The sequence below is a fragment of the Conexibacter sp. CPCC 206217 genome (assembly GCF_030646165.1).
Lineage (GTDB): Bacteria > Actinomycetota > Thermoleophilia > Solirubrobacterales > Solirubrobacteraceae > Conexibacter.
The window spans coordinates 391904-403566 of record NZ_JAUTDO010000007.1 but is presented as its reverse complement, the minus strand read 5'-3'; the positions used below and the strand labels follow the sequence as shown (position 1 = coordinate 403566).

Annotated in this window: 9 protein-coding genes; 1 reads left to right on the top strand and 8 read right to left on the bottom strand. The window is 69.5% G+C overall.

Annotated elements, in window-relative coordinates; all coding sequences use genetic code 11:
* Positions 1-657: 657 nt before the first annotated feature.
* The gene (locus Q7L65_RS21015) at positions 658-1056 is read right to left on the bottom strand and encodes a secondary thiamine-phosphate synthase enzyme YjbQ (protein ID WP_304724180.1); all 399 of its coding nucleotides are present in this window, start codon (positions 1054-1056) and stop codon (positions 658-660) included.
* A gap of 24 nt (positions 1057-1080) precedes the next feature.
* Positions 1081-2277, bottom strand: coding sequence for a tyrosine--tRNA ligase (tyrS, locus tag Q7L65_RS21010; RefSeq protein WP_304724170.1), 1197 nt, complete (start codon positions 2275-2277; stop codon positions 1081-1083).
* Positions 2278-2437: 160 nt separating this feature from the next.
* Here tyrS and Q7L65_RS21005 point away from each other — a divergent pair, with 160 nt between their 5' ends.
* Complete coding sequence (locus Q7L65_RS21005; protein ID WP_304724169.1) at positions 2438-4861, top strand: transglycosylase domain-containing protein; 2424 nt, start codon at positions 2438-2440, stop codon at positions 4859-4861.
* Between the two features lie 79 nt (positions 4862-4940).
* Here the strand turns inward: Q7L65_RS21005 and Q7L65_RS21000 are convergent, their stop codons facing one another.
* The 6 genes from Q7L65_RS21000 to leuB are packed head-to-tail and all read right to left on the bottom strand — an operon-like array spanning position 4941 to position 11655.
* On the bottom strand, positions 4941-5540 hold the full coding sequence (locus Q7L65_RS21000) for a DNA-3-methyladenine glycosylase (protein WP_304724167.1): 600 nt from the start codon (positions 5538-5540) through the stop codon (positions 4941-4943).
* Position 5541: 1 nt separating this feature from the next.
* Positions 5542-6900 carry an argininosuccinate lyase gene (gene argH, locus Q7L65_RS20995; RefSeq protein ID WP_304724165.1) on the bottom strand — a complete coding sequence of 453 codons (1359 nt, stop codon included), beginning with the start codon at positions 6898-6900 and terminating at the stop codon, positions 5542-5544.
* Between the two features lie 39 nt (positions 6901-6939).
* Positions 6940-8067: a DegT/DnrJ/EryC1/StrS aminotransferase family protein gene (locus Q7L65_RS20990; RefSeq protein ID WP_304724163.1), complete on the bottom strand. Its 1128-nt coding sequence runs from the start codon at positions 8065-8067 to the stop codon at positions 6940-6942.
* Positions 8064-9680 (bottom strand): citramalate synthase, encoded by a 1617-nt coding sequence (cimA, locus tag Q7L65_RS20985; protein WP_304724161.1) that lies wholly within the window; start codon positions 9678-9680, stop codon positions 8064-8066. The genes Q7L65_RS20990 and cimA overlap by 4 nt, the downstream gene beginning before the upstream one ends.
* Positions 9681-9687: 7 nt before the next feature.
* Positions 9688-10620, bottom strand: coding sequence for a branched-chain amino acid transaminase (locus tag Q7L65_RS20980; protein WP_304724159.1), 933 nt, complete (start codon positions 10618-10620; stop codon positions 9688-9690).
* Between the two features lie 9 nt (positions 10621-10629).
* Positions 10630-11655 (bottom strand): 3-isopropylmalate dehydrogenase, encoded by a 1026-nt coding sequence (gene leuB / locus Q7L65_RS20975; RefSeq protein WP_304724157.1) that lies wholly within the window; start codon positions 11653-11655, stop codon positions 10630-10632.
* Positions 11656-11663: the final 8 nt, after the last annotated feature.

Here is an 11663-nt window from a genome sequence, read left to right as displayed (position 1 = left end):
GTATTAGGCACGCCGCCAGCGTTCGTCCTGAGCCAGGATCAAACTCTCCGTGAAGAACTACATACTCCATAGAGAGTGTCTAGCGCTCACACAAGGAGTTCCCAAGTACACATGCGGGAGACTCGGAACACCAGACAAGTACTTCAAATGACTCTTGACATGACCATTAATTCTCACCACGCTGACGTAAGTGAGATGGCCACTTCGAAACCTGGACGCACTCGACTCCAAGGGCCTAAGCCCAGGAGAAGAAGTGCACATGCTGTTGAGTTTTCAAAGACCGCCGTGCCTCTCTGGAGGGGACTCCTCCGTCTGACACGCGCTGAGGGCTATTTGCTCTCAGAGCGGGGCGCGAAAGTATAGCGCACTCGGGCGCGGAGTGGAAGCAATGCCTCCAACTCCCCGGTGCAGCCCCTTTCGCTGGTCTGTCCGGGCGGCCCGTCCTGCGCCGCGCCAGGAACTATACAGATGCTTCTCAGAGATGCGTCCAGCGTGTGAAGGAAGACCTTAGAGGCCTGTGGCCACTGAATGCTCGACTTCCCGGTGAGTGCGTCAGCGACCGTTTCGCATCCGTTTTGGCGCGTAGAAACTCTGAGTCGCCGGGGCGAACTTTCAGAGAATCGCGTCGCTACGGGCAGTTCTGCCCACGAGGAATTTCTACGAGAGCACTTGGACCGAGATCTCCCGTCTCCTAGGGCTGTCGTCGAAGTCGAGCAGCACGATCTGCTGCCACGTTCCGAGCTGCAGCTCCCCCTCTATGAGGGGGACGCTCTCGGACGGGCCCACCAGCGCGGCGCGCAGATGCGCGTGGGCGTTGGTGTCGCCGTTCAAGCGGTTGTGCGCCCACGCGTGCGCGCGCGGGGCGAGTTGTTCGAGCAACTCGGTGAGGTCCTGCACGCCACCGGGCTCGTACTCCATCGTCGTGACGCCGACGGTCGCGCCGCGCGCGAAGACGACGGCGACGCCACGTTCGACCCCGCTGGTGCGCACGATGCTGCGCACGCCCTCGGTCAGGTCGACGATCTGGCCGTCTCCGGCGGTCTCCACTCGCAACATTCCGCCGGAGACCGCCATGCTCGTTCAGTTGCTCCGCAGCCGAGCGAAGCGGCGCTTGCCGAGTTGGAGGACGCGTCCGTCCAACTCGCTCACGGGCCGGTCGAGCGGCTCGCCCGAGAGTGGCGACCCGTCGAGCTTGACGCCGCCCCCTCTCAATTGCCGCCGCGCCTCCGAGCTGGTGACGCCGAAGGCGGCGGAGAGCAGGGCCGGCAGATGCACGTGCCCGCTCCCGTCGCCGTCCAAGCGCGCATCTGGCATCTCGTCCGGTGGCCGGTGCTCGCGGTGCACCTGATCGAACTGCTGTTCCGCCGCGACGGCGGCGTCATCGTCGTGGAAGCGCGCGACGAGCCTGCGCGCGAGCGCGCGTTTGGCGTCGCGCGGCCCGAGATCGGGCGGCGGCGGCTCCCCCAGCAACAGCTCGTACCACGTCCCCAAGGCGGGATCTGGCAGCCGCAACGTCTTGCCGTAGATCTCCTCGGGCGGTTCCGTGACGCCGATGTAGTTGCCGAGCGACTTCGACATCTTCTTGACGCCGTCGATCCCAGGAAGGATCGGCATCGTCAGGATCACCTGCTCCGGCTTGCCGTAGTCACCCTGGATGTCGCGCCCGAGCAGCAGGTTGAACTTCTGGTCGGTCCCGCCGAGCTCGACGTCGGCGTCCACCTCGACGGAGTCGTATCCCTGCAACAGCGGATAGAGCAGCTCGAGGATCGAGATCGGCGTGTTGCTCGCGTAGCGCTTGGCGAAGTCGTCGCGCTCCAGAATCCGCGCGACCGTGGTCGTGCGCGTCAGTCTGAAGAGGTCCTCCGTGCGCATGTCCAGCCACTCGCCGTTGCGCCGGACCTCCAGTCGATCCGGGTCGAGCACCTTCAGCGCCTGCTGCTGGAACGTCCTCGCGTTCGCGTCGATCTGCTCGCCGGAGAGGATCGGCCGCGTCGAGGAGCGACCGCTGGGGTCCCCCACGCGCGCGGTGTAGTCGCCGACGATCAGCACCACCGTGTGCCCCAGGTCCTGGAACTCGCGCAGCTTGCCGAGCACGACCGTGAAGCCGAGGTGGATGTCGGGCGCGGTCGGGTCGATCCCGAGCTTCACCCGCAGCGGGCGGCCCTCTCGCTCGGCCAGCTCGAGCTTGCGCTGCAGACCGCCCTCGGGGAGGCAGTCGACCGCGTTGCGCGCGAGCCATGCGGCGGTCGCCGCGGGCGTCGAGGTTTGGAGAGCCATGGGACCCCAATGCTAGACTGATTCCTCCGGTGAGGCCCTCGTCGCCATGGGCCGCCATACCGGCGCAAGCGCCTTGGAGGACACGAGGTCCAGTGCGCCGGAACGTTGTATGAGCTTCGACGGAAACACACCCACGCCGGGCAGCCGCCGATCGAGGCTGATGCCTTTCCGTCGCCGTCGCCGTCGCGACGGCAGCAAGCCGAAGATCAAGAAGCTCCGGCTCCTCTCGATCCTCTTCGGCCTGTCGCTGCTGGCGATCGTCTCGACCGTCTTCGGGATGATGATGGCGGTCGCCTCCGATCTGCCCGATCTCGAGAATAAGCAGCAGTACAAGGCGAACAAGAACAACTCCGTGCTGCTGGACTACCGCGGTCGCAGACTCGGGATCCTGCAGAACAACCAGAACGTCGTGCTCGTCAACGACGGCCAGATCGCGCCCGCGATGAAGCACGCGATCATCGCGATCGAGGACAAGCGCTTCTACGAGAACAGAGGCTTCGACCTCAAGGGCATCACGCGCGCCGTCGTGCAGGACGTCACCAAGGGCGGCGCGGTGCAGGGCGCCTCGACGATCACGCAGCAGTTCGTCAAGAACGCGCTCGAGGCGCAGAACAGACGAACGCTGTTCCAGAAGCTGCGTGAGGCCGCGCTGGCGTACCACCTCACGCGCAAGTGGTCCAAGGAGAAGATCCTCACCGAGTATCTGAACCAGATCTACTTCGGCAACGGCGCGCACGGGATCGAGTCCGCCGCGCGCGTGTACTTCGGCAAGCGCCACGCCTACGGCCAGGCCGGCGGCTGCGGCACGACCGCCGCGAACATGTGCGCCTCGCAGCTGACGACCCCCGAAGCGGCGATGCTCGCAGCGGTCGTCGCCTCGCCGAGCATGTTCGACCCGATAACGGCACCCAACAACGCCAGATCGCGCCGCAACCTGGTGCTGCGCTACATGCGCGACCAGGGCTACATCGACGCGACCGAGTACGCGAGAGACATCGAGGACCCGCTGCCGACGCAGGACGACCTGACGCCGCCGCAGGAGGAGTCGGAGTCGCCGTACTTCACCAGCTGGGTGCGCCAGCAGGTCGTCGACCAATTCACCCCCTTCAAGGCCTTCAACGGCGGCCTCAAGATCACGACGACGCTCGACCTCGACCTGCAGCACGCGGCCGAGGACACGCTGCGCAACATGCTGCCGCCCGACTCCGGGCTGCCGTCGGCGTCGCTCGTCGCGATCGACAACAAGACGGGCGAGGTGCGCGCGATGGTAGGCGGCCCCGACTACGCGACGAGACCGTTCAACCTCGCGACGCAGGGGCAGCGCCAGCCCGGCTCGACCTTCAAGCCGTTCACGCTCGTGACCGCGCTCGAGAACGGGATCTCCCCCAACAACGTCTACTCCTCGCAGCCGAAGGAGTTTCCGGTCCCGGGGACCAACGGCAGAGAGGCGTTCATCGTCAGAAACTACGGCGACTCGTACTCCGGCAGCGCCTCGCTGGCGGCCGCGACGGCGTCGTCGGACAACTCCGTCTACGCGGAGGTCGGGATCCAGGTCGGGACGAAGAAGATCGCCAAGACCGCCAGACGGATGGGCATCCGCACGCCGATCTCGACGAACCTCGCGATGACGCTCGGCGGCCTCAGAGAGGGCGTCACGCCGCTCGACATGGCGCACGCGTACGAGACGATCGCGACCGGCGGCAAGCGCACGTACAACCCGAAGCTCGGCGCGCCCAACAGAGGGCCGATCGGGATCCACATGGTCAAGAACAGCGACGGCGACATCATCGCCGACAACCGCAGATCGCTCAGAACGGCGCAGATCATAGATCCGAGCATCGCGGCCGAGACGAGATCGATCATGGAAGGCGTCGTCTCCTACGGCAGCGGCACCGCCGCGCAGGTCGACGGCCAGGTGATCGCGGGCAAGACCGGCACGACGGAGAACTATGGCGACGCCTGGTTCGTCGGCTTCAACGACCAGTTCACGGTCGCGATCTGGGTCGGCTATCCCGACAGACTCGTGCCGATGCTGACCGAGTACGAGGGCGGGCCGGTCGCCGGCGGCACGTACCCCGCGCAGCTGTTCCACAACTTCATGATCTCCGCGCTCGGGATCCTCGATCAGCGCAGAATCGAAGCCGAGGCGGCGAAGGCTGCCAGCGACGACGATCCGTCGACCGTCAGCACGACGCCGAGCGACGACACCAGCAGCGGTGACGACCTCTACTCCGCGCCCGACACGACGTCCGGCGACGGGACCGGCGCAACGACCGACGGCACCGACGGCACGACCGGCGACACCGGCGGCGGGACGACCGGCGGCGGCACGACCGGCGGGACCGGTGGCGACACCGGCGGTGGTGGCGACACCGGCGGCACGGAGACGCCTGCGGCTCCGCCTGCCGACACGGGCGGTGGCAACACCGGCGGCACCGAGACGCCGGTCGCTCCTCCCGCCGACACGGGCGGCGGCGCAACCGGCGGTGGCGGCGGCGAGACCCCCGCAGCGCCGCCTGCGGACGCCGGCGGCGGTGACACCGGCGCCACCGAGGGCGGCGGCGCCGCGGCGCCGACGCCGTAGCGGCGGGCACAGCGCGGACCCGCGGCGCGCGAGCGGCGTGGCGATACGGCGCTCGGGGAAGCTGCTCGCGATACGCCGCTCAGACGCGCACCGGGCGCGCCACGTCCAACCCCGGCGGCCACGGCTTCGAGACGCAGCGGTTGCCGCGGGCGCAGAAGCGCCACGGCAGGTCGGGCGCCTTCGTGATGCCGATTCGCACGCCGGCGACCAGTTCGGGCGCAGGGCGGTCGGCGGGGCGCGGCAGGATCCGCAGCGGGCTGTCGACGAGATCGAGCTCGTTGTGCTCCAGCTCGATCGCGAGCGCCTGCGTCAGCTTGCCGGGACCGGAGCAGAGGTCCTCGGGGCGCTGCAGGCGGCGGCGGTGGCGCATCAGCTCCAGCTCGCCGAGCGGCTCCAGCGCGCGGATCAGGACCGCCGCGCCGACGCCCTCGGGCTCGCAGACGGCGTTGACGAGCGCGTGGATCCCGTAGGAGCGATACACGTACGCCCTGCCGGGCGGGCCGAACAGCGGGCGGGTGCGCGCCGTCAGGCCGACGTAGGAATGCGACGCCGGCTCGGACTCGTGGTAGGCCTCCGTCTCGACGATCACGCCGCTGGCGCCGTCGTGATCGAGCACGCAGCCGACGAGGTCGCGCGCGACGTCGACGACGGGGCGGGCGTAGAAGGCGTGGTCGAGCAAGCTACGCCAGCAGCGTCCGCGCGCGGTCGAGCTGCTCGCGCACGCGGCGCAGGCTCGTGCCGCCCTCGGAGTCCTTCGACTCCAGCCAGCGCTCGCCGCGCAGAACCTCGTAGTACTCGTCGTCGAGCAGCGGCGACTGGGCGCGGATCTCGTCCGGGGTCAGCTGCGTCAGCGTGCGGCCGCTGTCGACTGCCAGCTTGACGAGGCCGGCGACGACGCCGTGACACTCGCGGAACGGCAGGCCGCGGCGCACGAGCAGGTCGGCGACGTCGGTCGCGGCGGGGAACTCGTCGCCGGCCGCCTCGGCCATCCGCTCGCGGTCGAAGCGGATCCCGCCGACCATGCCGGTCGCGGCGGCGAGGATCAACTCGAGCGTGTCGACCGCGTCGAAGAGGTGCTCCTTGTCCTCCTGCATGTCCTTGTTGTAGGTCAGCGGGAGCGCGTGCATCACACCCTGCAGCGCGACGAAGTGGCCGGCGATCCGCGGCGCCTTCGCGCGCAGCAGCTCGGCCGCGTCCGGGTTCTTCTTCTGCGGCATGATCGACGAGCCCGACGCCCACGCGTCGGAGACCTCGGCGAACGCGAACTCGGAGCTGGACCACAGCACGATCTCCGCGCCCAGGCGCGAGAGGTGGGTCGCGCAGGTCGCCGCCGCGGCGAGGTAGTCGAGCACGAAGTCGCGGTTGGAGACCGCGTCGATCGAGTTCTCCGCGACGCCCGCGAAGCCCAGCTCACGTGCGACGAGGCGACGGTCGGTGTCGAAGTTGACGCCCGCCAGCGCGCCGGCGCCAAGCGGCAGTCTCGCCGTCGCCGCCTCGACCGCGCGGAACTTCTCGAGGTCGCGCGCGAGCATCCAGACGTACGCCAGCAGGTGGTGGCTGAGGTAGACCGGCTGCGCGCGCTGCAGGTGCGTGTAGCCGGGCATGCGCCAGTCGAGGTGGGCCTCGGCGGTGCTCACGAGCGCGCGCATCAGCTCGCGGATCGCCGACTGCGCGGCCTGCGCGTGCGCGCGCGTGAAGAGCGCGACGTCAGTCGCGACCTGGTCGTTGCGCGAGCGGGCGGTGTGCAGCTTGCCGCCGACGCGACCGGCGAGCTGCGTGATGCGCCGCTCGATCGCCATGTGGATGTCCTCGTCGCCGGGCTCGAACGGGAACGTCCCGTCGCCGAGCTCCCGCTCGACGGCGTCCAGCGCCCGCAGCAGTTCCTCGCGGTCGTCGGCGCCGATGATCCCCTGCGCGGCGAGCATCTTCGCGTGCGCGCGAGAGAGATCGACGTCGTAGGGGCCGAGGCGCCAGTCGAAGCCGATCGACGCGTTGAGCTGCTGGAAGACGGGGTGCTGAGGCTCGGAGAAGCGGGACATGGCGGCGAGTCTACGACGCGGGCCGCGCGCGCCGCTCGCTCACGCGCCCAGCACCGCGCGCAGCTCCTGCGCCACGCGCGCGACCTGGCTCTCCGTCATCGCCGGGAAGAACGGCAGCGCGATCGAGCGCGCGGCGACGTCCTCGGTGACGGGGAACTGGCCCTCGCGGTGGCCGAAGCGCTCGCGGTAGAAGCTCATCAGGTGGATCGCGGGCAGGTACGGCTTGCTCTGGACCCCGCGCGCGGCCAGAGCGCGGATCGTCTCGTCGCGGTCGACCCTGTGCGGCAGCTGGACGACGAAGACGAACCAGCCGCGTCTGTTGCCGCCCTGGTCCTCGCACGGCAGCGTCAGATCCTCGATCGGGTCGGCGGCGAACGCGTCCCGGTAGGCCGCCGCGACGCGCGCGCGGTCGGCGAGCATCCCGTCGAGCCGCTGCAACTGGGCGAGCCCGAGCGCGCAGGCGAGGTCGGAGAGACGGTAGTTGAAGCCGAGCCGGTCGTGGTCGAGCCAGTCCATGTTCGGCGCGCGGCCCTGGTTGCGCTCGCTGTCGATTCTCTGCTTCAGCGCGGCGTCGCCGAGCGCGACGAGGCCGCCCTCGCCGGTCGTGATCTGCTTGTTGGCGTAGAAGCCGAAGACGGCCGGGTGGCCGCGGCCGCCGACCGGGACGCCGTCGGCGTGCACAGCGCCGAGCGCCTCGCAGGCGTCCTCGACGATCGGCAGGCTGAGGCGCTCCAGCCCCGGCACGTCGGCCGGGTAGCCGAAGATGTGGACCGGCAGCAGCGCGGTCGTGCGGTCGGTGACGGCGGCCGCCGCGGCGTCGGCGTCGATGTTGAGCGTGACCGGATCGACGTCGACGAAGACCGGTGTGGCGCGCTCGTAGAGGATCGAGTTGGCGGAGGCGACGAACGAGAACGGGCTCGTGACGACCTCCTCCCCCGCCCGCTGGCCGACGCCGGCCGCGCGCAGCGCGAGATGCAGCCCGGCGGTCCCACTCGACACCGCCGAGGCGTGCGCGACGCCGAGCCGAGCCGCGAACGCCTGCTCGAACGCCGGCACGCGCGGGCCGAGCGAGAGCTGGCCGGAGCGCAGCACCTCCAGCACGAGCGCCTCCTCCTCGGCGCCGATGACCGGCCGCGCGAGCGGGATCACCTCGGTGTCGACGCTCACGACGCGGAGCCCGCGGGCTTCTTCGCGGAGGATCTCAGCGGAGCGATCTCGCGACCCGGCTGCACGGCGTACTCGAGCGAGTCGACGAGCGCGTACCAGGAGGCGGCGATGACGTTCTCCGAGACGCCGATCGAGCCCCACACCTCGACGCCGTCGGAGGCATCGAGCAGCACGCGGGTGACCGCCTCGGTGCCCTTCGTCTCGTCGAGGATGCGGACCTTGAAGTTGACGAGGCCGGTGTCGGCGAGGTGCGGGTGGGTGTCCCCTATGACCGACCGCAGCGCGTTGTCGAGCGCGTGGACGGGGCCGTTGCCCTCGCCGGTGCGGACGTAGCGCTCGCCGTCGATCCAGATCTTGATCGTCGCCTCGGTCTCGACCTTGCCGTCGGCGCGCTGCTCGACGATCACGCGCCACGACTCGAGCGTGAAGAGTGGCTCGTACTCGCCCGACTCCTTGCGCAGCAGCAGCTCGAACGAGCCGTCGGCGGCCTCGTAGTGATAGCCGCGGTGCTCGTTCTCCTTGACGCGCTCGATCACGCGGCGGGAGGCGGCGTCGTCGAGCGCTATCCCGGCCTCCTGCGCGCGCGCCTGCACGGTGCCCTTTCCCGACAGCTCGGAGATCAGCAGCTCGCGCCTGTTGCCGACGACGGCCGGATCCATGTGCTCGAACGTCGTCGCGTCGGCCATCACGCCGGCGACGTGCATGCCGCCCTTGTGCGCGAAGGCGTTCTTGCCGACGTACGGCTGGTCCGCGTTCGGCGTGCGGTTGAGCAGCTCGTCGAGGTAGTGGGCGGTGCTGGTCAGCGACGCCAGCTGCTCGTCGGAGATGCACTCGTGACCCATCTTCAGCTGCAGGTTCGGCACGATCGAGACGAGGTTCGCGTTGCCGCAGCGCTCGCCGTAGCCGTTCATCGTCCCCTGCACGTGCGTCGCGCCGGCCTCGACCGCCGCGAGCGAGTTGGCGACGCCGACGCCGGCGTCGTCGTGGCAGTGGATGCCGATCTGCACGCCCGTGTCCGCCAGATGCGCGCTGATGTCGGAGATCGCGGTGGAGATCTGGCCGGGCAGGTGGGCGCCGTTGGTGTCGCACGGGACGACCGTCTCGGCGCCGGCCTCGGCCGCGGCGCGCAGGCAGCGCAGCGCGTAGTCGCGGTCCGCGTGCCAGCCGTCGAAGCAGTGCTCGGCGTCGTAGACGACGCGCTTGCCCTGCGCGACGAGGAACGCGACCGACTCCTCGATCATCCGCAGATTCTCGTCGCGGTCGACCTTGACGACCTTCTCGAGGTGCAGGCTCCAGGTCTTGCCGACGATCGTGCAGACGGGCGCGAACGACTCCGCCAGCACGCGCAGCGCCGCGTCGTCCTCGGCGCGCGCGTCGCGGCGGCGGGTCATCCCGAACGCCGCGATCTGCGCGTTGGCGAACGACTCGCGCCCGAGCAGCTCGAACAGCTCCAGCTCCTTCGGGTTGGAGCTGGGGAAGCCGGCCTCGATCAGCTGGATGCCGAGCGCGTCGAGGCGGTGCGCGACGCGCAGCTTCTCCTCCGCCGAGAGCGACATCCCCTCGCCCTGCATGCCGTCGCGCAGGGTCGTGTCATACAGCTGGATCGCGGTCACGGCATGCTCACGGCGTCGCCGCGACGGGAACGATGTCGTTCCATGCCAGGTAGCGCTCGTCGCGCGCGTGGAGGGCGTCGTCGAAGACCGACTGCAGGCGCTTGGTGATCGGGCCCGGCTCGCCGTTGCCGACGGGACGGTCGTCGATCTCGCGGATCGGAGTCAGCTCCGCCGCCGTGCCGGTCATGAAGATCTCCTCGGCGAGGTACAGCTCGGCGCGCGCGATGTCGCGCTCGATCAGCTCGTAGCCCTCGTCCTGCGCGATCTGCATGACGGAGCGGCGGTTGATGCCGTTGAGGATCCCGCCCGTCTCGCCCGGCGTGAAGATCTTGCCCTCGCGCACGAGGAAGAGGTTCTCGCCCGTGCCCTCGCAGACGTTGCCCTGGCTGTCGAGCAGGATGCCCTCCTCGTAGCCGGCCTTGTGGCTCTCGATCTTCGCCAGCACGCTGTTGAGGTACTGACCGGAGGCCTTCGCGTGCGGGATCAGCGACTCGCCGCTGATGCGGCGCCAGCTGGAGACCTTCGCGCGCACGCCTCTGGTCTTGCCGTCGTCGCCGAGGTAGGCGCCCCACGACCACGCCGCTATCGCGACCTCGACGGGGGCGTCGAGCGGGTTCAGGCCCATCACGCCGGCGCCGCGGTAGATGAGCGGGCGGATGTAGCAGGACGGCAGCCCGTTGCGCCCGATCAGCTCGTGGATCGCGCTGCGGATCTGCTCCTGGGTGTACGGCACCGGCATGTAGTAGAGGCTGGCGGAGGCGAAGAGGCGGTCGACGTGCTCCCTGTTGCGGAAGATCGCCGTGCCCCTCTCCGTCTCGTACGCGCGGATGCCCTCGAACACGCCCGTGCCGTAGTGCAGGGCGTGCGTCAGTACGTGGACCTTCGCGTCCTCCCAGGCGACGAGCTCTCCGTTCATCCAGATGAGGTCCGCTTGGTCCACGACTGCTCCTTACAGGTTGTTCAGGACGGCCTGGGCCGCTTCGTCCGTCGTGGCGTCGCCGCCCAGGTCGGCCGTGCGCAGGCCGTCGGCCAGCGCGCGATCGACCGCGGATTCTACCGCCGATGCCTCCGCCTCCATAGCGAAGCCGTGACGGAGCATCAGCGCGGCCGACAGGAACATCGCCAAGGGGTTCGCGATCCCCTTGCCGGCGATGTCCGGCGCGGAGCCGTGGACGGGCTCGAACAGGCCCGGGCCGTCGCCCCCGAGCGAGGCGCTCGGCAGCAGGCCGATCGAGCCGGTCAGCATCGCCGCCTCGTCGCTGAGGATGTCGCCGAACATGTTCTCGGTGACGATCACCTCGAAGCTGGTCGGGTTGGAGACCAGCTGCATCGCCGCGTTGTCGACGAGCACGTGCTCCAGCTCGATCTGCGGGAACTCCTGCGCGTGGATCCGCAGCACGACCTCGCGCCAGAGCCGCGAGGACTCCAGCACGTTGGCCTTGTCGACGCTCGTCAGCTTCTTTCTCGTCGCCTGGAACGCCGTGCGGACGATCCGCTCGATCTCCTCGACGGAGTAGATCATCGTGTCCCACGCGACGTCGTCTCTGCGGCCGCGATCGCCGAAGTAGAGGCCGCCGGTCAGCTCGCGCACGACCAGCAGGTTCGTGCCCTCGATGATCTCGCGCTTCAACGGGCTGGCGTCGTACAGCGCCGGCACCGGGCGCACCGGGCGCAGGTTCGCGTACAGGCCGAGCGCCTTGCGCAGCCCGAGCAGACCCTGCTCCGGCCGCGGCTTGGCGGGATCGGTCGTGTCCCACTTCGGGCCGCCGACGGCCGCCAGCAGGACCGCGTCGGCGCGCTGCGTCGCAGCGGTCACCGCGTCGGTCAGCGCGACGCCGTGCGCGTCGATCGAGATGCCGCCGAAGAGGTGCTCCTCGAACGTGAAGTCGCCGAGCTTGTTGAGCAGCTCGACCGTCGGCGCGGTGATCTCCGGCCCGATGCCGTCACCGGGCAGGAGTGCGATGGTCTTGGTCATATCTGTGA